The following is a 21,093-nucleotide window of genomic DNA, read 5'->3' on the forward strand; positions in this document are numbered from 1 at the left end:
GATTGCCTCACACAACCGGCTCAGGCTGCCAGGAGTTCGTCGAAGAATTCCTGCAGGTCGATGACTCCGACCAGGGTGTTGCCGTCCATGACCAGGCTGAACTGCGCCTTGGGGCGGTGGGTGAGCGATTCGAGCAGGTGCGGGGCCGTGATTTCCTTCGGCACTCCGATCCACCCGGCCAGAGGGCGGGCGACCTCGCCGGCGGGAACCGCTTCGAGAGTTTCGGCGAGGCGACCGGCTGCGGCGTGCCGGTCGACGAGACCGTACGGCAGCCCCTTCTGGTCGAGGACGACGATGAGGGTGCGTTCCTTCGCGTTCCCGAGCGTGTTCGCATAGTCGAGGGTGTCGGCCAGGTCGGCATCCCAGGTGGCGGCGATCGCGGGCTGGATGACCTGGGAGAGGTCGTAGGTCTCCATCTTCCGGGCCCGTTTGGCGTGGGTGGCGGCATCTCCTGCGGAGAACCACAGCATGATCGCAATGAGCGACATCCAGGCCACGGTCAGCGGTTCCGGCCGATCACCGCGGAGCAGCGGGGTGATGACCGACCAGCCGATGAAGCCGACGGCGATGATCCGACCGACCCAGCTGGCCACGATCGTGCCGAGGAACTGCGAACCGGTGATGCGCCACATGATCGCCTGCAGCGCCCAGCCGCCGTCGAGCGGAATGCCCGGCAGCAGGTTGATCGCACCGAGGGCGACGTTGGCGAAGGTGACGGCGATGAGCAGCAGCCACGGCACCGAGGTGGGGCTGGCGGCGCTGAGACACCACCATCCCAGCAGGGCGAGAACGATGTTGACGATGGGGCCGACGATGGAGATGACGAAGCTCGTCATCGCCGCTTTGTCACGCGGGTTGTCCATCTGGGGCTCGAAGCGGGTGAACCCTCCCCAGATGTTCAGCTCGATCGCGGCGACCTTCTGTCCGTAGAACTGGCCGGCGACGCCGTGCGCGAGTTCGTGGAGGAACACGGACGCGAAGAGGAGCACCGCATAGGCGAAGGCGACGAACCACGCCCCGATCCCCAGATCCGGTCGGACCTGGTTGAGCCACGGGGTGAAGAGGATGGTGATCACGATGGCGGCGAGGAACCACGACCACGCCAGAATCACCGGAGCGCCGAGGACAGTGCCCAGGCGCAGACCCGATGACGCACCGGGGTGGTGGTTTTTCGCGGCCATTGAAGGGGTTCCTCCGGTCGATGTCGTGGTCAGCGGACCACTGAGGGTCGGTTACTCAGCCTAACAGCGACGACGCACTCATCGCTGGTCGCCACGTCGTGTCCGTGCAGGTCGTTACAGTGGAGTTATGGCCGAGCTCACCAGTCTGTCGCCCTCCCGGGCCAATGACTTCATCCAATGTCCTCTGAAGTTCCGCTTCCGCAACATCGACAAGCTGCCGGAACCGCCTTCGCAGGCGGCATTCCGCGGCACGGTGGTCCATGCGGTGCTCGAGAAGCTGTTCACCGCACCGGCGGCCGAACGCACGGCGGAGCTCGCGCAGACGATGCTCATGCCGGCGTGGGACGAGCTCGTCGAGAAGGACCCGGATGTGCTCGAGATCTTCGAGGGCGAATCGGAGAAGGAGACGTTCTTCACATCGGCGCGTCGGCTCATCGATTCCTACTTCGTGCTCGAGTATCCCGAGCATCTCGAACCGGAGGAGACGGAGAAGTTCGTCCGCACCACACTGGACAGCGGTCTCGAGCTGCGCGGGTTCATCGACCGCGTCGACGTCGCCCCGGGCGGGGAGCGGCGCCTCGTCGACTACAAGACGGGCAAGCAGCCGAAACCTCAGTACGGACGAGAAGCCAAGTTCCAGATGGGCTTCTACGCTCTCGTCGTCTACCGACTCTCCGGCGAGCTCGTCCACACCCTGCAGCTGATGTACCTGGGTTCGCGCAGCGTGCTGAAGTCTCATCCGACGATGGCGGAGGTCGAACAGACCCAGTTCGAGATCGATGCCATCTGGAAGGACATCATCGCCTCGGCCGAGTCGGACCGGTGGCGGCCGAAGAAGTCACCGCTGTGCAACTGGTGCACCTTCAAGCCGCTGTGCCCGGCGTGGGGCAACACCGCTCCCCCGACTCCGGAGATCACGAAGATCGTGGGAGCGTAGAGCTCAGGCGCTCTGCTGCGCACGGAGTCGTCGCAGGTCGGCGACACTGCGGCCTTCGAGGGTCTCCCATAGGGTCCGACCCGGACGGGGTTCGAGGTCGATGAAATGCGGGATCCCGATCGCAATGGTGCCGGCCGCCTCGGCACTGGCCAGGCCCGGTTTCGAGTCCTCCAGTGCCACACAGTCGGCCGGGTCGAGGTCGAGCAGCGCAGCCCCCCGCAGATAGGGCTCCGGATCCGGTTTGCCGGCGGTCACCTCATCGCCGGCGACGAGACCGGCGAAGCTGCCGGGCGGACAATTGGCGATGACCGCCTCGGCCAGCGGCCGGTACGACATCGTGACCATGACGTTCGGAATGCCTTCGGCCTTGAGCTCGGCCAGCAGCTCCAGCGCACCGGGCCGGAAAGGCACGGATTCGCGGATCTGTCCGATGACGTTGCCCATCAGGGTCTCGACGATCTCCTCAGCGGGCAGATCGAGGCCGGCCTCACGCATCATCCGGGCGGAGACGATGAGCTCGTTGCCGACGAATTCGAGCCCCTGCTCTTCCGACCAGGACAGCCCATGGGCGTTCATGAGTTCGGTCTCGGCGCGGATCCAATACGGCTCGGTGTCGACGAGGGTTCCGTCCATGTCCCACAGGACGGCGGCAGGGTCGGCTGATGCATGGTTCGTCATACGCCCAGCGTAGTCTGGAACCATGAGTATTCTTCCATCCGGGTCCGGGGCACTCGTCTTCATCGCCTTCGAAGGTCAGGATGCCGATGCTTCCGAAGCAGCCAGCTCACTGGTCAAGGATCTCATCGAGGTCTGGCACCTGGATGACTCCGAGATCCTCGACACCGACGGGTTCTACGAATTCCGCTTCTCCGAACCCGAGATCATCCGCGACGAGGACGGGACGGCGTCGATCGCCTGGCCGGGTGTCGCGGTCCATCGAGGTCTCCTCGGCGAGCAGCCGATCACGGTCATCCACGGTCACGAACCGGGATTGAAATGGCGGGAGTTCCTCTCCCTCGTCCTCGCTCACGTTGGTGACGACGATACCGTCATCCTCCTCGGCGGTCTCCATGCCGAGGTTCCGCACACACGTCCGCTGCCGGTGGTGGCCAACACGGAGGACGCAGAGCTTGCGTCCGAGCTCGGCATCGACGCCAACGGCTATGAGGGTCCCATCGGCATTCTCGGTCTCCTCGGCGTCGCCTGCCGGTGGCGCGGGGTCCGCGCCATCAATCTGTGGGTGGGAGTGCCGGACTATCTGGCCGAGTCGCCGTCGCCGAAAGCCGAACTCGCGTTGGCGAAGGCCGTCGAACGCTATGCCGGCATCGAAATCGACATCCACGTGCTCGAAGAGGAGAGTCGGGCATGGGAGCTCGGCGCCGACGAACTCGTCTCCTTCAACCCGCGGCTGGCAGAACTCGTCCAAGCACTGGAGAAGCAGAACGATTCGACGGAGCTGCCCGAAGCCAGCGGGGATGCCATCGCAGCCGAGTTCGAACGCTATCTGCGCAAACGCGGCCGCGATAAGTGAATCACCGACTCCCGGAGGTCAGGCGGTGAGCGCCGGTCGACATCGGTCGTGCGATGTCAGTCGAGCAGGCGGATGCCCAGCAGGGCGTCGACGGCGTCGGCGACTCGGTCGCCGGTGATAGCTGCCGTCTCCGAGGGTTCGGAGTCCGCGTAGTGTTCGGCCCATTCGTCGAGGATCCCCAGAGCCCGCGGGCTGTCGAGGTCATCGGTGAGTGCTTCGCGCAGCAGGCCGATGATGTGCTCGCGCAGGCCCTGGCGACATTCTGATTCGCATTTGGCCGCATGCTTCCATGCCTGCAGACGTGCTTCGGCGATGGACAGCTGCTCCTCGGTGAAGCTCCAGTCGCTGCGGTAGTGGTTGGACAGGATCACGGTACGGATGGCCATGGGGTCGACTCCGCGCTCGCGCAGCTTCGAGACGAGGACGAGGTTGCCCTTGGACTTGCTCATCTTCTCGCCGTCGAGGCCCACCATTCCGGTGTGCATATAGGTCTTCGCCATGGGTGTGTCCCGCCAGGCAGCAGCATGGGCGGCACTCATCTCATGGTGAGGGAAGATGAGGTCGCTGCCGCCTCCCTGCACGTCGACGGGGAAGCCGAGATACCGATCGGCGATGACAGTGCATTCGACATGCCAGCCCGGTCGTCCCTGGCCCAGTGTGCCTCCGTCCCAGGACGGTTCGCCTTCGCGTTCGGCCCGCCACAGCAGCGGATCGATGGGATTCTCCTTGCCCGGAGTCTCGGGGTCACCGCCGCGTTCGGCCGAGAGCGCTGCCATGGTCTCGGCGTCGTCATGGCTGACTGTGCCGAACGGTGGGGTGATCTGCGTCGACACACGGTAGTAGACGTCACCGCTGTCGAGAGTGTAGGCGGCCCCCTTGTCCACGAGATCGCGGACGCCGGCGGCGATCTCGTCGACGGATTCGACGACGCCGATGAAGTTCGCCGGCGGGATCACCCGCAGGGCTTCCATATCCTCTCGGAAGAGATCGATCTGCGACGAGGCGAGTTCGCGCCAGTCGACTCCCGTGGCGTCGGCCCTCTCCAGCAGCGGATCGTCGACGTCAGTGGTGTTCTGTGCATACTCGACTTCGAGTCCCGCATCGCGCCAGATCCGGTTGAGCAGGTCGAAGGCCACATAGGTGGAGGCGTGCCCGAGGTGCGTCGCATCATAGGGGGTGATGCCGCAGACGTAGAGTCGAGCGGTCTGCTTGGATCCGCGCAGCCTGCGCGGGCTGCGTGTGCTCGTATCAAAAACCGTAGGCACCTTGCCGGTGCTGGTCAGACGGGGCAGTTGAGGTTCGGGCCATGACTTCACGGCACCCAGCCTAACCGAGAGGCAGGCGTTCGGCACTTCCGAAGCGAAGTGATGCCGGTTTCAGATCGGCGGCCAGGGAATGGCGGTGCGATCGTCCGGTGCGTCGGGGAAGAACTCGGCGGCGAGAAGCCGGTCGGCCCTGTCTTTCAGAGCCTCGATCTCGTCTGCCGACAGGCAGTCGCTCAGCTGCGTCCGCAGCCTCTCGTCCATGGTGGCGACTTCCTGAAGCGCATCGATCTCTTCGGCGCAGAACGAGGTGCGAGAGAAACCCCACAGAACGGTGCGCAGCTTCTCCTCATTGTGGAAGGTCAGTCCGTTGTCGATGCCGAAGACGCCGATGTCGGCCGCGGCGGTGCTCGGCAGGCAGCTGCCGGTGATGACATGACCGGCTTTGCGGTCGGCGTTGTTCGCGAGCAGGTCGAAGAAGGCGATGGAACGCAGGCTCTCGTCGACGGAATGGGAGAGTACGAGGTCGCGTCCGTCCTCGGTGCGCAGAGCGAAGATCGGTGTGTGATCGACGGGGATCGCGTTGACCGTCGACAGGGTCACGGCTTCGTCATCGTCGGAGGCTTCGACATAGGCCTGCAGGGATCCGCGGCCGGCGGGCAGATCATCGCGCAGAACCGTCGGCGGAACGACCCCCAAGTCGAGTGCGGCGGAGAGTCGATACGCCGCCACCTCGCGCAGGGCCAGTGTCTGTGCCGGGAAATCGTGCAGGGGCCGTTCGCCCGAGATGGGTTTGTAGACGGCCTTGATCGCCCGGCCCTCGTGTTCGAGCACGAGCAGTCGGGTGTCGTTGCTGGCGCGTGGGATCGATCCCATCTCCGTCCAGTCCCCCGCAGCCAGTGCGTCGAGGAGAATCCCGTGGTCCATCACGGTTCAGGCGCGCGGGATCCCGTTGGCCCGGGGACACAGATGGCCATCGGGTTCGAGCGGGAGGGAGCAGAACGGGCAGTCTCCGCGTCCGGCGCTGACGACCTGTTCTCCGCGGCGGGCGAATTCTCGGGCGGCGGCGGCGCCGAGGACGATGCGCAGGACTTCGCGTTCGACTTCGTCGTCATCGGGGTCGGCGGAGGTTCCGGCCTGGGCGTCCGCCTCGGTGAGTTCGAAGCATTCGATGACGAGTTCGTGCTTGACGGTGTCCCAGCCCAGGCTCATCGTGCCGACGCGGAACTCCGGTTCGATGGGCACGTTGAGCCCGGCGTTGTCGATGAGATCGTCGAGCGCCGTCTGCGGCACCCGCGCGGCCGGATCTTTGATCATCACCATGTCGAGCAGCTCGGTGATCCGGTCGGAGAGGATTTCGACCTGCTCCTTCTCGACGACCACGGTCGTCAGCGCGTTGCCGGACTTCGCCTGGAGGAGGAACGTCCTCTCGCCGGGAAGTCCGATTGTGCCGACGACGAAACGATCGGGTGTGGGGTGGTCGTACAGAGCTGCCATGTCTTCAGCCTAGTTCAAAGACTTACATGACGGTCCGGCCTGGGATACATTTGAGTCATGAGCACTGATCCTCGTGAGGCCCTGGACGCATTCCTCGAAGCAGTGAGAGAGCACTACGCTGCATCCGCGCACCGCAACGGTGAGCAAGACCCCCGAGTCGAAGCCGCTTATATGGCTTTGGCCGATGCCTTCGAAATCTACGAAGACGCGATCTACACCGCGTTCGACGAAGTCACCCCATTCGAACTCTTCGATGACGTCGAGGATGCCAAGGACGATGACGAGTTCCTCCTCGACGATGACGACGAGGACGACTGAGGGCCTGACAGAGCGTCGGACCTGCCGCTCTAGTCCGACGGACCCCAGGAGATCTGGTCGAGCACTTCGGCGATCTCATCCGCCAGTTCGACCTCGCTGGCGGTGACCTCGGCCAACTGTGCCGAAGTGCGCGGCGAGACCAAAGTGCTCGCGATGCCGTGTTGCCGGTTGAAGGCGAGGGCGATGTCCAATGTCGACACGCCCAGAGCGGTCGCGGCACGACGGACGCCGGCAAGCACGCGGTTCGACCGCTCATCGAGATAGGCACCGGCGTAATCGCTCAGCTCTCCCGCCAACCGCGAATCCTGGGGAGTCGCGTTCCGGTACTTGTCGGTGAGCACTCCGCGACCCAGTCCTGCTCCAGCGATGATTGAGACTCCCGCATAGTCGGCGGCCGGAACGAGCTCTGCCTCGGCCTCGCGGTTGAGCAGCGAGTATTCTGCGACGGCACACGCGACCGGAATCCCGGCCCCGCGCATCTCCGCCAGCTGCCAACCGGTGTGGTGGGACACGCCCACGTAGCGGATCTTCCCGAGAGTGAGCAGGGTCTCGACCGCCGATGCGGTCTCGGCACGGTCGACCTCGGCATCGAAGACGTCGAGGATGAGCACGTCGAGGTGGTCGCGACCGACTGTGCGCAGCAGAGAATCGACTTGGCTGAGGATTCTCGAGCGCCCGAGTCCGGCCTCGATGTGGCCGGGTTCACTGATGGACACGCCCACCCGGGCCAGCAGCAGAATCTCTTCGGGAAGTCTCAGCCGTCCGAGAACCTCGGCGGAGATCGTGGCCGAGCTGGGCAGCTCGATGAGGTTGCCACCTGCGTCTTTGTACTCATCGACGAGGCGCTGGGCGACCTGGTCATCGACCCGATGCCCCCACTCGAAGGTTCCGAGACCCACATCGCTGACGTCCAGACCGGTAGTGCCGAGGCGTTGGTGCTTCATGCTTCTTGAGGTTACCCGATGCTGCGACTACCGTGGTTTCGTTCCCACCTCATATTCTCAAGGAGTCGTATGTACGACTGGCTGGTCGCTGCCGTGCTCGGAATCGTGCAGGCACTCACCGAGTTCCTCCCGATCTCCTCCTCGGCGCATGTGCGCATCGTCGGCGAACTTATGCTGCCCGGTTCGGATCCGGGCGCGTTCTTCACCGCCATCATCCAGATCGGCACCGAGGCGGCCGTCGTCGTCTACTTCTGGCGCGATATCGTCACAATCATCTCCAAATGGTGCAAGGCACTCGTCGGCAAGCATGATCGCAGGGACCCCGAGGTGCGCCTGGGTTGGCTGATCATCGTCGGTTCGATTCCCATCGTCATCATCGGCCTGCTCTTCCAGGACTACATCGAGGGTGCACTGCGCAGCCTCTGGATCACCGCGACGATGCTCATCGTCTTCGGTCTCATCATCGGCATCGCCGACTGGGCCGGGAAACGCGAACGCACCCTCGAGGACATGAACTGGGGTCAGGGCATCCTGTTCGGCTTCGCGCAGGCGCTCGCCGTCATTCCCGGCGTGTCACGCTCGGGCGGCACGATCATGGCCGGCCGTTTCATGGGCTTCGATCGTCCTGCGGCGGCTCGCTACTCGTTCCTGCTCGCCATTCCCGCCGTGGTCGGTTCCGGTCTCTACGGTGTGGCGCAGACGCTCGGTCGGAGTGAAGCCATGGTTCTCGGCTGGGGACCGACGATCCTCGCCACAGTGATTTCATTCGCTCTCGGTCTCGTCGTCATCCACTGGTTCCTCAAGTACGTGGAGACGAAGTCCTTCGCCATCTTCGTCTGGTACCGCGTCGCCCTGGGCATCGTCCTCTACATCCTGCTCGGCACCGGAGTCCTCGCAGCAGTCTGAGTCCGCACATTTCATTTTGGGCTGTCGTCCGACACTCCAGCATCATCTGATCCCGGCATTCGCTTGCGAGTGCCGGGATCAGCGCATTCCGCCGCCGCCGACGGCGGCCGATTGGGCGAGTCCGGCGGCGGTCACCGACATCGCCGCGAGCACCGGCCTGTCACCGGAGAAGTCGATGACCGTGAACGACCCGGGAGCGACGCTCAGCCGTTGGAAATCGTCCAGCGGCATCCCCAGGGCGTCGGCGATGATCGCCTTGATGATGTCTCCATGGGAGACGATCATCGCCCACCGAGGCGGAGCCGACTTCTCGGCACCGCCCGTGGGCACTGCATCGCCCCGGGCTTCGGCATCGGCACGTTCGTCCTTACGCAGCTGGGCCACGAGATCACGGACTCGGGCTGTGGAACGTTCGGCCGCCTCGGTGATGGATTCCCCTCCGGGGAACCTGGCCTGCGACGCCGACTTCACTACGGTCGCCCACAGGGGCTCCTGGCCCAGTTCCTTGAGTGGCCGGCCCGTCCATTCGCCGTAGTCGAGCTCGATGACGGCCTCGTCGACGTCGATGCGATCGAAGTCAGCTGTTTCGGCCGCGATCGATGCGGTCTGTTCGCAGCGCTGCAGGGGCGAATGCAGCAGCTGGGTGAAGTGCCGATGCGGCAGCAGTTCGAGGTTGGCCCGCAGTGCCCGGGTTCCCTCATCGGTGAGGGACACGCCGGGTGCGCGTCCGGCCAGGATTCCGGAGACGTTGGCGCTGGAGAGGCCGTGCCGCAGCAGAACGATGACGGGCATACCCTCAAGATTAGCCCAGATCGTCTAGGGTGAGGCTATGAAACGTCAGCGTCCACGTATGACATACGAGTTCCGCAAGGTCTCGTTCTCTCGTGATGTGCCGCGGTCGGTCAGCCTGCAGGAACTCAACGACCAGGCGGAATACGGCCAATGGGAGCTCGCTCGCACCCGCATATCGGTCGGCGGAGTCCGCACCGTGTGGCTGCGCCGGAAGATCATGCCGTTGACGATGAGCAGCTGATGGGGTGAGATCGCCTTCCCTCGTTCCTGTTCTCACTGCCGGCCTCGTCACGATCACTGCAGGAGCGGCGATGTCCCTGCAGGGACGAGCGAACGGTCTGCTCGGGCAGGTGCTCGGACATGCCGTCTTCGCCGCGCTCGTCTCATTCTTCGTCGGCCTCCTCTGTGTCGGCATCGCCTTGGCAGTCTCGGCCCGATCCCGTGCTGCCGGCCGACGTCTCATCGCGCTGCTGCGGGATCGTACGCTGCCCAGGTGGATGCTCCTCGGGGGCTTGAGCGGCTGCCTCGTCGTCATCGCACAGGCCACGACCATTCCGCGGATCGGCGTGGCCATGTTCACGATGGCGTTCGTCTCCGGCCAGGTCACCGGTGGGCTCATCGTCGATACCACCGAGCTGCCGCCGGGCGGCCGTCAGCGTCTGAGCGTCCTGCGCATCCTCGGCGTGGTCATCGTCCTCGCTTCCCTGGCCTTCGCCGCAGGTGACCGCCTGCAGTCGGGGATTCCGCTGTGGACTCCCCTGCTCCCGCTCGTCTCCGGGGCACTGACGAGTGTGCAGCAGGCGTTCAACGGCCATATCCGGGCTGCTGCCGAATCGGCGGTGGTCGCGACGACGGTGAACTTCACGGTCGGCTTCGCAGCACTCGTCGTCGGCACATTCGTCCTGCTCATGACCGGACATCCCTGGCGCGAATTCCCGACCGCGCCGGATCAGTGGTGGATCCTCCTCGGCGGGGCCTTCGGGGTGGTCTTCATCGCCCTGACGACGGTCACCGTAGCCAGGCTGGGTGTGCTGCTGCTCAGCCTGTTCGCGCTCTTCGGCAACCTCGTCGGGGCATTGGCCCTCGATGTGCTGCTGCCGATTCCCGGCTCCGATGTCACGCTGACCACGGTGCTCAGCGCCATCGGAGTGCTCATCGGTATCGTCGTGACGATTCTGCCGGTGCCGGTCGGGCCTTCAACTTCAGCGGTCAGGCCCAAATCAGCGGTCAGGCCTTCATCAGGAAGTCGCCGAGGACCCGCGTCCCGAACTTGAGCGCCGAGATCGGCACCCTCTCGTCGACGCCGTGGAACATGGCCGGGAAGTCGAGGTCGCCGGTCAGCTGGAGCGGAGCGAAGCCGTAGCCGGTGATTCCGAGCTCGGCCATCGACTTGTTGTCCGTGCCTCCGGAGAGCGTATAGGGCAGGACGTTCGCGCTCGGGTCGTCGGCGAGCAGGCTCTTCTGCATCTGCGCGACCAGCGGAGTGTCGAACGGCGACTCGAGCGCCTCGCCTTCGTCCTCGGCGGTGATGTCGATCCCCTCCCCCGCGAGTTCCTTGATCTTGAGCATGACGTCCTCGTGCTGTCCCGGCAGAGTGCGGCAGTCGACGTAGGCGGTCGCGGTGCCGGGAATGACGTTGTGTTTGTATCCGGCTTCGAGGAACGACGGGTTGGAGGTGTTCTGCAGGGTCGGTGCCACGAATTTCTCGACCGATCCCAGTTCGGCGAGCAGCTGCGGGATCGTCTCTGCCGTGAACTCGATTCCCGTGAGTTCTGAGACGCCTTCGAGGAGCTTCCTTGTGGCCAGGGGGATCTCCTGCGGCCACGGGTGGTTGCCGATCCGGGTGATCGCGGCGGCGAGCCGCGTGACAGGGTTGTCGTCGTTGCGCTGAGATCCGTGTCCGGCGGTGCCGTGAGCGACGAGGTTGAGCCAGGCCAGCCCCTTCTCTGCCGTCTGGATGAGGTAGATCCGCTGGCCGCGGACGTCGACGGAGTACCCGCCGACCTCCGAGATCGCCTCGGTGGCTCCCGAGAACAGCTCGGGACGGTTGCGCACCATATGGCGGGCACCGTAGTTTCCTCCGGCCTCCTCGTCGGCGAAGAACGCGATCACGAGGTCCCGACGCGGAGTGAGTCCCTGGCGGAGCATGGCGCGGACGGACGCGACGATCATCGCGTCCATGTTCTTCATGTCCACCGCTCCGCGGCCCCACAGCAGACCGTCTTTGACGACTCCTTCGAAGGGGTCGACACTCCAGTCCTCCGCGGCCGCCGGAACGACGTCGGTGTGGCCGTGGACGACGAGTGCCGGAGCCTCCGGGTCGGAGCCCTTCACACGGGCGACGAGATTGGCCCGGCCCGGGGAGGATTCGACGATTTCGGACTTCAGGTCAACCTCGGAGAGCCAGGACGCGATGAGTTCGGCGGCCGGCAGCTCCGGGTTGGCTTTGTTCCCGCCCCAGTTCTGGGTGTCGATGCGGATGAGCTGACGGCACAGTTCGGTGACTTCGTCCTCTGCGGTGCTGAAATCAAACACGGGGCTCCCCTCGATGGTGGTTCGATCACGCGGCAGTGCTGTGATCGGCCTGACAGTCACCACCGTATCCCACCCGCGAGCCCGGCTCACAGACGATCGGGCGTGAATCAGCGGGTCAGAAGTTCATCCGTGGTGATCGGGGTCGGGGCGGATGATCTTTGAACCCGCAGAAGCCCCAATGCTTTCCACACTCTTCGGCCGATAGCCCGACGTCTCGGACTGCCGAATACGAAAATGGCCTCCGGATCGAAATCCGGAGGCCATCTCCTCGTTGTGCGCGAAGGGGGACTTGAACCCCCACGCCCGATAAGTTGGGCACTAGCACCTCAAGCTAGCGCGTCTACCAATTCCGCCACTCGCGCTGGCAACAGAGATAACTCTACATGCGCGAAACGGTGTCGCAAAATCGAAATCGGCTTTTGTGACGCACTGCACTTATCACGCCATCATTCGAGGTGTGCCACCCGCGAGAGGACGTGCGGTTTGCCGTTCTTCAGGTCGAAGACGGCCGACTGCGCAGCCTCGTGACGACGCCCGGAGGTCAGCGCATAGCCGACCGTGCCGGGCAGCAGGATCGGCTTCGCGAAGGACACATCCCAGCGGTAGGACTCGAGCCGCGGATCCATTGCCGAGAACGCCCGGGAGGCGCTGTACATCCCATGGGCGATCTGCCGTGGGAATCCGAATCCCTTCGCGGCCAGACCGTTGAGGTGGATCGGATTGTAGTCACCGGAGACCTTCGCATAGCGCTGACCGATGATCGGATCCAGACGCCACAGGGCACTGGGCTGCGGCGCCGTGAACTCGAGGTGCGGCACCTGTGCCTTCGGCTTGGCTCCGGAGAGCTTCCGCCCCTTGGCCAAGTACGTCGAGACCTCGTCCATCACGGGACGACCGTCGACCTTCGCCTCGAGCCGAACCTCGATCGTGGTGCCCTTCGTGTGCTCGAAGGGACCGGCGAGCTCGAGGTGGAAGTCCACAACCTCGCCGAGGCGGGCCTGCGAATGCATATCGACGCGATTGTGGATGTGGACCATCCCCATCATCGGCAGCGGCACTTCGGGGTCGGCCAACAGCTGCATGCTCAGCGGGAAGCCGAGGATGTGCAGGTAGCCGGGGTGGACGATATCGTCCAGACCGTGACCGACGACGTGGGCGAAGCCCGCATAGGCGACCGGTTCGAGCGGAATGCTGCGATCGATCGCATGGTCCGGCAGCTCCGGACCGGTGCGCGGGCCCACCGGCAGGGTCTTGAGCAGGGCACGGGCATAGATGGGAAGCATCGAATCCGCCATCATGCACCCACCATGTTCTGACCGCAGACACGCAGCGTCTGTCCGTTGATGCCGCGGGCACCGCTGGATGCGAGGAAGCCGATCGCTTCGGCCACATCGACCGGCTGCCCGCCCTGCTGCAGGCTCGAGAGCCGGCGCGCGACCTGGCGTGTGAGAGTCGGCATCTTCGCGGTCATATCCGTTTCGATGAAGCCGGGTGCCACCGCGTTGATCGCTCCCCCGCGGGCGGCGAAGTCCTCCGCCGAGGCGGCCGTGAGTCCGATGACGCCGGCCTTCGAGGTCGCATAGTTCGTCTGGCCGCGGTTGCCCGCGATTCCCGAGGTCGAGGCCAGGGAGACGACCTGGGCGCCGTCGGCGAAGAGTCCTTTCTCCGCCAGGCGCGCATTGATCATCGTCTGCGCGGCGATGTTGACGGCGATGACAGAATCCCATTTGGCCGCGTCCATGTTCGCCAGCATCTTGTCGCGGGTGATGCCGGCGTTGTGGACGAGGACGTCCACGGGTGCCCCGAGCGCCTCGGCGATCTTGTCCGGGGCATCGGCTGCGGTGATGTCGAGCTGCAGCGACTTGCCGCCGATCCGGTTCATCACCTGCGCCAGCGCCTGCCCTGCCTGCGGCATGTCCACGCCGATGACGTAGGCGCCGTCGCGGGCGAGGTTCTCGGCGATCGCGGCTCCGATTCCACGTGCGGCACCGGTGACCACGGCAGTGCGACCGGCCAGCGGGCCGGCGTCACCGGTGGACATGAATTCGTCCAGGCTCAGCCGCTGACCGGCGTCCGAAGACACCGTGAGGAACTGGCCGGAGACATAAGCGGACTTGCCCGAGAGCAGGAACCACAGGGCCGCATTCACCGAGGGTGCGGTGAGGTCGACGCCGTCGAGCAAGATTCCGTTGGCGGTCGAGCCGGCGCGCATCTCGTGGGCGACGGACCGGGTGAAGCCGGTGATGCCCTGGGCGGTGGCGGCCTGCTCCGGTGTCTGGTTCTGCGCATCCGGTGCCGTCGAGATTGTGATCACTCGACCGCAGGTGGCAAGCGAACGCAGGGCGGCGCCGATTTCGAGCACGACCGGTGACAGGTCAGCCGGGGACTGCGCATCGTCGAGGACGGCGATGACGGCCCGCAGCTTCTCACCGGTCTGTGCGTTGCGGCGGACCTCAAGTCCGTTCTCCAGCAGCTGATCGGCCAGCCCCTGGGCCCCGGGACCGGTGCCGAGGACGAGGACCGGCTTGTTCTCATAGGACGCCGGGGTGGAGCCGAAGCGATTGAGTTCGACCGGCTGCGGCAGACCGAGGGTTTTGGCCACCTGCTTCAGCGGTCCGTTGACGAGGGAGAGATAGGTGTCTTTCATGCTGCCTCCACAATCGCAGTGAGTCCCTGTCCGCCTGCAGCGCAGATCGAGACCAGGGAGCGCTTCTTGCCGGTGGTCTTCAGGTGCTTGGCGGTGCTGGCGATGATGCGTCCGCCGGTGGCGGCGAAGGGGTGGCCGGCGGCCAAGCTCGAGCCCAGCGGGTTGAGCTTGTCGCGGTCGATGGTGCCCAGCGCCGCATCGAGACCGACCTTATCCTTGCAGAACTCTTCGGATTCCCAGGCGGCCAGGTGCGAGAGCACGGTGGAGGCGAATGCCTCGTGGATCTCGAAGACATCGAAGTCATCGAAGGTCAGCCCGTTGCGGGCCAGCAGCCGCGGAACTGCGTAGGCAGGGGCCATGAGCAGACCTTCGTCGCCGTCGACGAAATCGACGGCGGCGGCTTCGGCATCGACGAGGCGCGCCAACGGGGTGAAGCCGTGCTCGTCTGCCCAATCCTCACTGCCCAACAGCACCGAGGAGGCGCCGTCGGTCAGCGGAGTCGAGTTGCCGGCGGTCATGGTCGCCTCGGTGGCGAGCTTCCTGCCGAAGACGGGGTTGAGCTTCGCCAGGGATTCCACGGTCGAGTCGGCACGCATGTTCGTATCGCGGCTGACCCCGAGGTACGGGGTGGTGAGGTCATCGAAGAAGCCGGATTCCCATGCCGCGGCGAGGTTCTTGTGGGAGGCCACGGCCAGTTCGTCCTGGGCCTGTCGGCTGATGCCCCAGGCGGCGGTGGTGATCGCCTGATGCTCGCCCATGCTCAAGCCCGTGCGCGGTTCGCCCGTGCTCGGAGCCTGCGGTGCGAGGTAGGCGGGGCGGATCTGGGAGGCGATCTTCGCCTTCTGCACCATCGTCTTCGCACGGGTGAGCTCGAGGAGGATCTCGCGCATCGAATCGTTGATGACGATCGGAGCGTCGGACGTCGAATCCACACCCGAGGCGATTCCGGATTCGATCTGCCCGGCATTGATCTTGTTGTTGAGGCTGACCACGGCTTCGAGGCCGGTGGCGCAGGCCTGACCGAGATCGAAGGCGGGGGTCGTCGGTGCCAGGGCGGAGCCGAGCACGGCTTCCCGGGTGAGGTTGAAGTCCTTCGAATGCTTGAGGACTGCACCTCCGGCGACCTCGCCGATGTTCTCTCCGGCCAGTCCGAAGCGGGCAACGAGCCCGTCGATGGCCGAGGTGAGCATATCGAGGTTCGTGGCCTTCGAGTACTGCTTGTTCGAGCGGGCGAAGGGAATTCGGTTGCCGCCGAGGATGACGGCGCGGTTGTTGGGAGCGGACATGTGCACCTCCGAGTGGTTGATTTAGCCGATACCGACAGTACCTGATACTGTCGGTTACATGAAATCGATCACAGACGGTCGCTCGACGAGATGGCAGAAGCATCGCGATGAGCGTCGTCGCGAACTTCTGCGTTCCGTGCGGCTCGTCGTCGACGAGTACGGCGACGATATGTCGATGGAGCAGATCTCTGACGCGACCGGGACGTCGAAGTCGGTGCTCTACCGATACTTCACCGACCGGGCAGGTCTGCAGTCGGCCATGGGTGAATGGGCGATGGGCGTCATCGTCCGGTCTCTCGACGAGGCCGCGGCCGCCTCGGCGAAGGGCGAGGGCTCAGCCGCGGCGCAGGAGTCCCTGGCCGCGATGATCCGCGCATTCGTCACGCTCGCCGCGAATTCTCCGAACGTGTATCGCTTCTGCGACACCGCGGTCAACCGGTTCGCGCCCGAGGAGACCGGCGGTTTCTTCAATTCCATTGCCGGGCAGCTGGCCGAACGCCTCGGGCTGAGCGGCGAACAGGCTCGGCTGTGGTCGGCCGGAGCGATCGGTTTCGTCCGCGCCGCCACCGAGACGTGGCTGTCCCGACCGGACCGGCCCGAGGAATTCGCCACCACCATCACCCATTGGCTCTGGGCAACCCTGCCCGAACAACGAGGAGTAGAACAATGAAGCTGTCTCTTGACCCGAAAGCCATCAACGACGTCCTCGACGGACATTGGGCAGAAGCTCGCCGACGCGGGCGGACTCTGGCCGAAGAGCCGTCGACCCATGACGATCCGGCCGATGATCTCGACACCGCACGAGCGAAGACCCTAGACGGGGTCATGATGATGGCCGAGACCGGGCTGCCGATGACCGGGCTGTCACCGGAGATGGGCGGAAAGAACGAACACGCAACGAACGTCGCCGGGTTCGAAGAGACCGTCACGGCCAACCCGAGCCTGCAGATCAAAGCCGGCGTCCAGTTCGGACTCTTCGGCGGAGCGATCCTCCATCTGGGAGACAAGGAGCAGCATCAGAAGTGGCTGCTCGACGCTCAGTCCGGCCGTCTGCTGGGTTCGTTCGCGATGACGGAGATCGGGCACGGCTCCGATGTGGCGAACGTGGCGACCACCGCCACCTACGATGAGGCGACCGAAGAGTTCGTCATCGAGACCCCTTTCCGGGCCGCAACGAAGGAGTACATCGGCAACGCCGCCCGCGATGCCCGGGCCGCCGTCGTCTTCGCTCAGCTCATCACCAAAGGTGTCAAGCACGGGGTGCATGCCTTCTTCGTGCCCGTCCGCGACGAGGCCGGTGAGCCGATGCCGGGAGTCTCGATCGAAGACGACGGCTACAAGGGCGGGCTCAAGGGAGTCGACAATGGTCGCCTCGCCTTCGACTCCGTGCGGATCCCACGCACCAACCTGCTCAATCGCTACGGAGACGTCACCGCCGACGGCACGTACTCCTCCCCCATCGAATCGCCGGGACGCCGCTTCTTCACGATGCTCGGCACCCTGGTCCAGGGTCGTGTTTCGCTCGACGGCGCCTCAGTGGTCGCATCGAAGATCGCCCTCGACATCGCCGTGCGCTACGGACTCGAGCGCAAGCAGTTCACGGCCGGCGATGACTTCGCCGAGACGACTCTGCTCGACTACGGCCAGCATCAGCGTCGCCTCATGCCGGCCCTCGCCGCCGTCTACGCCTCGGCGTTCGCGCACGAGAAGCTGCTGACCTCCTTCGAAGAGGTCTTCGCCGGAGCCGATGACTCCGAGGAGAACCGGGCTCTGCTCGAGACCCGGGCGGCTGCGTTCAAGGCCGACTCGACCTGGATGGCGCTCGACGTCATCCAGGAATGCCGTGAGGCCTGCGGCGGTGCCGGATTCATGGCGGAGAACCGCCTCGTCGGGCTGCGCGCCGACCTCGACGTCTACGTCACCTTCGAAGGCGACAACACGGTGCTGCTGCAGCTCGTGGCCAAGCGCCTCCTCGGCGACTATGCCAAGGAATTCGCGAACCTCGACGTCGGCGGAGCCGCCCGCTTCATCGGCACCCAGGCCGCCGAACATACGCTCTACCGCACCGGTCTGGCCAATGCCGGACGGGCGATCTCGGATGCGCTGACCCCGAACCTCGGCGACAAGCGGATCAGGTCGGGACGCCTGCAGCGGACACTGCTCGAAACGCGACTGGAGGTCATGGTCGCCGGAGTCGCTCAGGCACTGCGACCTGCGACGAAGATGCCGGCCGCGCAGGCGGCCGATCTGTTCAACGTCCACCAGCATGAGCTCATCGAGATGGCACGCGCCTATGTCGAGCTCGAGAAGTGGAAGGCGCTGGACGAGAAGATGAAGGAGCAGACCGACGCCGATCAGGCCAAGGCCTTCCGTCGTCTGCGTGACACCTACGGTCTCGGACTGATCGAGAAGCACATGGCCTGGCACCTCATGTACGGTCGCCTGCCGATGTCGCGTGCACGCCAGATCAACGAGACGCTGAACCGTCTGTGCAAGAAGCTTGCCGCCAATGCCCTCGACCTCGTCGAAGCATTCGGCTACTCGGATGTCCACCGTCGGGCCACCATCGCCTCCGGCGTCGAAGCCGAGCGTCAGGCAGAGGCCGCCGACTACTACCGTCGGGCGCGGGCTCGTCAGGACTTCCCGGTCGACGAGAAGCAGCTGCGCAAGGCCGCGAAGAAGAAGGCGAAGGCCGCCGCACGGTGACCGCAGGCCCGTGATCCGGGCACACCAGAAGACCCCCGCAGCGAACGGTCTGCGGGGGTCTTCTGGTGCTTGGGGAGATTCGGGTCGCCGGCTGGCGACGGTGCTCGCTACCAGCCAGCCCCGACGGTCTCAGTCGGCGAGGAAGTCGGCGAGCACCGCGGAGATCTTCTCTGTCTCGGTGAGGAACCCGTCGTGACCGACCGGGGAGTCGATGATGTGGTGTCGCACTCTCCCCGGCAGCGCCTCGGCGAGGATGCCCACCTGTTCCGGCGGGAACAGCCGATCCGAGGACACGGAGACCACGAGGTTGTCGGTGCAGGCGTCGGCCAGTGCCACCGTGAGGTCGGAGGAGCGACCTCGGCGCACATCGTGGTCGCGCAGGGCACGTGTGAGCACGATATAGCTGTGCGGATCGAACCGGGCGGTGAGCTTCTTGGCCTGATGGTCCAGGTACGAGGTCACCTCGTAGTAGTCCTCCGAACGCAGGCGGCGGGAGAAGCGTTCATTGAGATCGGCATCGTTGCGATACGTCAGGTGCGCGATCTGCCGGGCCAGTCCGAGACCATGACTGGGGAAGCTGCCGACGGCCGAATAGTCTCCGGAGTAGTAGTCGGCGTCGAGTTCGATCGCGCGTTCCTGCATCATCGCCCAGGCGATCTGGTCGGCTTCGCAGAAGGCCGGTGCGGCGATGACCGCACATTTGCGGACCTTCCGGCTGTCCAACAGAGCGAACTCGAGCGCTCGCGCACCACCCATGGATCCGCCGATGACGGCGACCCAGGAGTCGATGCCGAGGATCTGGGCGAGATTGTGCTCCAGACGTGCCATGTCGCGGATCGAGACCCGAGGGAATCGGGAGCCGTAGGCCAGACCGTCATCATAGGACGACTGCGGCCCGGTCGTTCCCGAGCAGCCTCCGAGGGAGTTCGCACACACCACGAAGTACTTGTCGGTGTCGACGGCTTCCCCGGGCCCGACGACACCCGCCCACCATTCGGTGACGCGGGTGTCGCCGGTCAGAGCATGCTCGATGAGGATCGCATTGGACCGGTCGGCGTTGAGGGCGCCGAATGTCTCATAGGCGATCTCGACCGTGCCGAAGGTGTGTCCCGAGTCCGTGCCGAAGCCGAGGATCCGTTCGACGGAAGTGCTCTGGGTGGTCATCTCAGGCCGCGGTCTGCGCCTTCGCCGCAGCTGCCGCGAAGCCCTTGTCGAGGTCGCCGATGATGTCGTCGACACCTTCGATGCCCACGGACAGGCGGACCAGTGCCGGGTTGACTCCGGCCGCCTTCTGGGCTTCCTCGTCGAGCTGAGCGTGCGTGGTCGAGGCCGGGTGGATGACGAGCGAGCGGACGTCGCCGATGTTCGCCACCAGCGAGTGCAGTTCGAGGGCGTCGACGAAGGCCACAGCGGCGTCGTATCCGCCGGCGATGTCGAAGGCGAGCACCGAACCCACGCCGTTCGGCAGGTACTTCTTGGCCAGTCCGTTCCAGGGGCTCGACTCGAGTCCGGCGTAGGCGACGCGGTCGACCTGGCTGTGAGCCTCGAGGTAGGCGGCGACCTTGTTCGCGTTCTCCACGTGGCGCTCGATGCGCAGGCTCAGGGTCTCGATGCCCTGGGCCAGCAGGAATGCGTTCGTCGGACTGAGCGAGGGTCCGAGGTCGCGCAGGCCCTGCACGCGAGCCTTGAGTCCGAAGGACACGTTCACTCCGAAAGCTCCGTCGGCGCCGAGGTCGCGAGCGAAGACGAGTCCGTTGTAGGAAGCGTCGGGTTCATTGAAGCCGGGGAACTTCTCCGGCTGTGCTCCGTAGTCGAAGTTGCCGCTGTCGACGAGGACACCGGCAACGGAGTTGCCGTGGCCGCCGAGGTACTTCGTGGCCGAGTGGAGCACGACGTCGGCGCCGTGTTCGATCGGACGCACGAGGTAGGGGCTGGCGAGGGTGTTGTCGACGATCAGCGGCACACCGGCATCGTGAGCGATTCCGGCGATCGCCTCGATGTCGAGGATGTCTGAGCGCGGGTTCGACACGACCTCGCCGAAGAGGAGCTTCGTGTTGTCCTGGATCGCGTTCTTCCACGCCTCATGGTCGTCGACATTGACGAAGGTGGTCTCGATGCCGAGCTTGCGCAGGGTGACGTCGAGGAGGTTGACGGTTCCGCCGTAGAGGCTGGAGCTGGCCACGATGTGGTCACCGGCTCCGGCGACGTTCGTGATCGCGAGGAATGCCGCGGACTGGCCCGAGGCGGTGAGGACGGCGTGGACGCCGCCTTCGAGATCGGCGATGCGGTTCTCGACGACCTCGTTCGTCGGGTTCGTCAGGCGGCTGTAGACGGGGCCGACGTCGGTCAGCGCAAAGCGCGCTGCGGCGTGGTCGACGTCGTTGAACACGAACGAGGTGGTCTGGTGGATGGGCAGGGCGCGCGAACCGGTGGTCGGATCGGGAACCTGTCCGGCATGGATCTGACGGGTTTCGAATGCCTGGGTCATGGTGACTCTCCTGTATGAGTGCGGTGGCGGTGTCGCTGGTTGAGGCGATGTGATGTGTCTACT

General features: G+C 65.2%; 21 protein-coding genes and 1 tRNA gene. 8 read left to right on the top strand and 14 right to left on the bottom strand.

Going from position 1 to position 21,093, the window contains the following annotated elements:
• Positions 1-20: 20 nt before the first annotated feature.
• Positions 21-1,181: a site-2 protease family protein gene (locus AC239G_RS09680; RefSeq protein WP_487488753.1), complete on the bottom strand. Its 1,161-nt coding sequence runs from the start codon at positions 1,179-1,181 to the stop codon at positions 21-23.
• A 127-nt stretch (positions 1,182-1,308) separates the two neighbouring features.
• On the opposite strand from AC239G_RS09680, the gene AC239G_RS09685 reads away from it, so the two are divergent.
• Positions 1,309-2,118 (top strand): RecB family exonuclease, encoded by an 810-nt coding sequence (locus AC239G_RS09685; RefSeq protein WP_487488754.1) that lies wholly within the window; start codon positions 1,309-1,311, stop codon positions 2,116-2,118.
• A gap of 3 nt (positions 2,119-2,121) precedes the next feature.
• Here the strand turns inward: AC239G_RS09685 and AC239G_RS09690 are convergent, their stop codons facing one another.
• The gene (locus tag AC239G_RS09690; RefSeq protein ID WP_487488755.1) at positions 2,122-2,796 is read right to left on the bottom strand and encodes an HAD family hydrolase; all 675 of its coding nucleotides are present in this window, start codon (positions 2,794-2,796) and stop codon (positions 2,122-2,124) included.
• Positions 2,797-2,818: 22 nt separating this feature from the next.
• Here AC239G_RS09690 and AC239G_RS09695 point away from each other — a divergent pair, with 22 nt between their 5' ends.
• Positions 2,819-3,649, top strand: a complete 831-nt coding sequence (locus AC239G_RS09695) for a proteasome assembly chaperone family protein (RefSeq protein WP_139908044.1) — start codon at positions 2,819-2,821, stop codon at positions 3,647-3,649.
• A gap of 56 nt (positions 3,650-3,705) precedes the next feature.
• On the opposite strand, the gene mshC is transcribed toward AC239G_RS09695, so the two are convergent.
• The 3 genes from mshC to AC239G_RS09710 are packed head-to-tail and all read right to left on the bottom strand — an operon-like array spanning position 3,706 to position 6,408.
• Entirely contained in the window at positions 3,706-4,965 is a 1,260-nt protein-coding gene (mshC, locus tag AC239G_RS09700; RefSeq protein WP_259356768.1) for a cysteine--1-D-myo-inosityl 2-amino-2-deoxy-alpha-D-glucopyranoside ligase, read from the bottom strand.
• A 60-nt stretch (positions 4,966-5,025) separates the two neighbouring features.
• Positions 5,026-5,838 carry an SCO1664 family protein gene (locus AC239G_RS09705; protein WP_139908046.1) on the bottom strand — a complete coding sequence of 271 codons (813 nt, stop codon included), beginning with the start codon at positions 5,836-5,838 and terminating at the stop codon, positions 5,026-5,028.
• A 6-nt stretch (positions 5,839-5,844) separates the two neighbouring features.
• Entirely contained in the window at positions 5,845-6,408 is a 564-nt protein-coding gene (locus tag AC239G_RS09710; RefSeq protein ID WP_139467242.1) for a DUF3090 family protein, read from the bottom strand.
• Between the two features lie 57 nt (positions 6,409-6,465).
• On the opposite strand from AC239G_RS09710, the gene AC239G_RS09715 reads away from it, so the two are divergent.
• On the top strand, positions 6,466-6,726 hold the full coding sequence (locus tag AC239G_RS09715) for a hypothetical protein (RefSeq protein WP_487488756.1): 261 nt from the start codon (positions 6,466-6,468) through the stop codon (positions 6,724-6,726).
• 29 nt (positions 6,727-6,755) lie between these two features.
• Here the strand turns inward: AC239G_RS09715 and AC239G_RS09720 are convergent, their stop codons facing one another.
• Positions 6,756-7,670 (bottom strand): aldo/keto reductase, encoded by a 915-nt coding sequence (locus tag AC239G_RS09720; RefSeq protein ID WP_139908047.1) that lies wholly within the window; start codon positions 7,668-7,670, stop codon positions 6,756-6,758.
• Between the two features lie 69 nt (positions 7,671-7,739).
• Between AC239G_RS09720 and AC239G_RS09725 the strand changes: the two genes are divergently transcribed.
• Positions 7,740-8,576: an undecaprenyl-diphosphate phosphatase gene (locus tag AC239G_RS09725; RefSeq protein ID WP_139467244.1), complete on the top strand. Its 837-nt coding sequence runs from the start codon at positions 7,740-7,742 to the stop codon at positions 8,574-8,576.
• A 78-nt stretch (positions 8,577-8,654) separates the two neighbouring features.
• On the opposite strand, the gene AC239G_RS09730 is transcribed toward AC239G_RS09725, so the two are convergent.
• A complete protein-coding gene (locus AC239G_RS09730) occupies positions 8,655-9,368 on the bottom strand; it encodes a histidine phosphatase family protein (RefSeq protein ID WP_139467245.1) in 714 nt (237 codons plus the stop codon).
• A gap of 58 nt (positions 9,369-9,426) precedes the next feature.
• On the opposite strand from AC239G_RS09730, the gene AC239G_RS09735 reads away from it, so the two are divergent.
• Positions 9,427-9,609 carry a DUF5703 family protein gene (locus AC239G_RS09735; protein WP_139467246.1) on the top strand — a complete coding sequence of 61 codons (183 nt, stop codon included), beginning with the start codon at positions 9,427-9,429 and terminating at the stop codon, positions 9,607-9,609.
• A gap of 4 nt (positions 9,610-9,613) precedes the next feature.
• Positions 9,614-10,642 carry a DMT family transporter gene (locus AC239G_RS09740; protein ID WP_487488757.1) on the top strand — a complete coding sequence of 343 codons (1,029 nt, stop codon included), beginning with the start codon at positions 9,614-9,616 and terminating at the stop codon, positions 10,640-10,642.
• Here the strand turns inward: AC239G_RS09740 and AC239G_RS09745 are convergent.
• The 5 genes from AC239G_RS09745 to AC239G_RS09765 all read right to left on the bottom strand — a co-directional run bounded on the left by AC239G_RS09745 (position 10,596) and on the right by AC239G_RS09765 (position 15,836).
• On the bottom strand, positions 10,596-11,903 hold the full coding sequence (locus AC239G_RS09745) for a M20/M25/M40 family metallo-hydrolase (protein WP_139467248.1): 1,308 nt from the start codon (positions 11,901-11,903) through the stop codon (positions 10,596-10,598). The genes AC239G_RS09740 and AC239G_RS09745 overlap by 47 nt on opposite strands.
• Positions 11,904-12,177: 274 nt before the next feature.
• Positions 12,178-12,265, bottom strand: a tRNA-Leu gene (locus AC239G_RS09750).
• 84 nt (positions 12,266-12,349) lie between these two features.
• The gene (locus tag AC239G_RS09755; RefSeq protein WP_487488758.1) at positions 12,350-13,201 is read right to left on the bottom strand and encodes a MaoC family dehydratase; all 852 of its coding nucleotides are present in this window, start codon (positions 13,199-13,201) and stop codon (positions 12,350-12,352) included.
• Positions 13,198-14,550, bottom strand: coding sequence for a 3-oxoacyl-ACP reductase (locus tag AC239G_RS09760; RefSeq protein ID WP_482400266.1), 1,353 nt, complete (start codon positions 14,548-14,550; stop codon positions 13,198-13,200). Before AC239G_RS09760 ends, AC239G_RS09755 begins: the two co-directional genes overlap by 4 nt.
• Positions 14,547-15,836, bottom strand: coding sequence for an acetyl-CoA C-acetyltransferase (locus tag AC239G_RS09765; RefSeq protein ID WP_139467251.1), 1,290 nt, complete (start codon positions 15,834-15,836; stop codon positions 14,547-14,549). Before AC239G_RS09765 ends, AC239G_RS09760 begins: the two co-directional genes overlap by 4 nt.
• A gap of 58 nt (positions 15,837-15,894) precedes the next feature.
• On the opposite strand from AC239G_RS09765, the gene AC239G_RS09770 reads away from it, so the two are divergent.
• Together AC239G_RS09770 and AC239G_RS09775 are read left to right on the top strand one after the other, a co-directional pair.
• A complete protein-coding gene (locus AC239G_RS09770) occupies positions 15,895-16,506 on the top strand; it encodes a TetR/AcrR family transcriptional regulator (protein ID WP_487488759.1) in 612 nt (203 codons plus the stop codon).
• The gene (locus AC239G_RS09775) at positions 16,503-18,542 is read left to right on the top strand and encodes an acyl-CoA dehydrogenase family protein (RefSeq protein ID WP_172169554.1); all 2,040 of its coding nucleotides are present in this window, start codon (positions 16,503-16,505) and stop codon (positions 18,540-18,542) included. The genes AC239G_RS09770 and AC239G_RS09775 overlap by 4 nt, the downstream gene beginning before the upstream one ends.
• A gap of 129 nt (positions 18,543-18,671) precedes the next feature.
• On the opposite strand, the gene metX is transcribed toward AC239G_RS09775, so the two are convergent.
• Positions 18,672-19,706 (bottom strand): homoserine O-acetyltransferase MetX, encoded by a 1,035-nt coding sequence (gene metX / locus AC239G_RS09780; RefSeq protein WP_139467254.1) that lies wholly within the window; start codon positions 19,704-19,706, stop codon positions 18,672-18,674.
• Between the two features lies 1 nt (position 19,707).
• Positions 19,708-21,030 carry an O-acetylhomoserine aminocarboxypropyltransferase/cysteine synthase family protein gene (locus AC239G_RS09785; protein ID WP_139467255.1) on the bottom strand — a complete coding sequence of 441 codons (1,323 nt, stop codon included), beginning with the start codon at positions 21,028-21,030 and terminating at the stop codon, positions 19,708-19,710.
• Positions 21,031-21,093: the final 63 nt, after the last annotated feature.

Source organism: Brevibacterium sp. Lmc1 (genome assembly GCF_057654315.1).

Bases quoted from the DNA above. Each gene is read 5' to 3' on its own strand.
- AC239G_RS09765 (WP_139467251.1), bottom strand. From the start codon at position 15,836: ATGTCCGCTCCCAACAACCGCGCCGTCATCCTCGGCGGCAACCGAATT.
- AC239G_RS09715 (WP_487488756.1), top strand. From the start codon at position 6,466: ATGAGCACTGATCCTCGTGAGGCCCTGGACGCATTCCTCGAAGCAGTG.
- AC239G_RS09770 (WP_487488759.1), top strand. From the start codon at position 15,895: ATGAAATCGATCACAGACGGTCGCTCGACGAGATGGCAGAAGCATCGC.
- AC239G_RS09730 (WP_139467245.1), bottom strand. From the start codon at position 9,368: ATGCCCGTCATCGTTCTGCTGCGGCACGGCCTCTCCAGCGCCAACGTC.
- AC239G_RS09705 (WP_139908046.1), bottom strand. From the start codon at position 5,838: ATGGACCACGGGATTCTCCTCGACGCACTGGCTGCGGGGGACTGGACG.
- AC239G_RS09695 (WP_139908044.1), top strand. From the start codon at position 2,819: ATGAGTATTCTTCCATCCGGGTCCGGGGCACTCGTCTTCATCGCCTTC.
- AC239G_RS09735 (WP_139467246.1), top strand. From the start codon at position 9,427: ATGACATACGAGTTCCGCAAGGTCTCGTTCTCTCGTGATGTGCCGCGG.
- AC239G_RS09685 (WP_487488754.1), top strand. From the start codon at position 1,309: ATGGCCGAGCTCACCAGTCTGTCGCCCTCCCGGGCCAATGACTTCATC.
- AC239G_RS09725 (WP_139467244.1), top strand. From the start codon at position 7,740: ATGTACGACTGGCTGGTCGCTGCCGTGCTCGGAATCGTGCAGGCACTC.
- AC239G_RS09680 (WP_487488753.1), bottom strand. From the start codon at position 1,181: ATGGCCGCGAAAAACCACCACCCCGGTGCGTCATCGGGTCTGCGCCTG.
- metX (WP_139467254.1), bottom strand. From the start codon at position 19,706: ATGACCACCCAGAGCACTTCCGTCGAACGGATCCTCGGCTTCGGCACG.
- AC239G_RS09775 (WP_172169554.1), top strand. From the start codon at position 16,503: ATGAAGCTGTCTCTTGACCCGAAAGCCATCAACGACGTCCTCGACGGA.
- AC239G_RS09690 (WP_487488755.1), bottom strand. From the start codon at position 2,796: ATGACGAACCATGCATCAGCCGACCCTGCCGCCGTCCTGTGGGACATG.
- AC239G_RS09720 (WP_139908047.1), bottom strand. From the start codon at position 7,670: ATGAAGCACCAACGCCTCGGCACTACCGGTCTGGACGTCAGCGATGTG.
- AC239G_RS09710 (WP_139467242.1), bottom strand. From the start codon at position 6,408: ATGGCAGCTCTGTACGACCACCCCACACCCGATCGTTTCGTCGTCGGC.
- AC239G_RS09760 (WP_482400266.1), bottom strand. From the start codon at position 14,550: ATGAAAGACACCTATCTCTCCCTCGTCAACGGACCGCTGAAGCAGGTG.
- AC239G_RS09755 (WP_487488758.1), bottom strand. From the start codon at position 13,201: ATGATGGCGGATTCGATGCTTCCCATCTATGCCCGTGCCCTGCTCAAG.
- AC239G_RS09785 (WP_139467255.1), bottom strand. From the start codon at position 21,030: ATGACCCAGGCATTCGAAACCCGTCAGATCCATGCCGGACAGGTTCCC.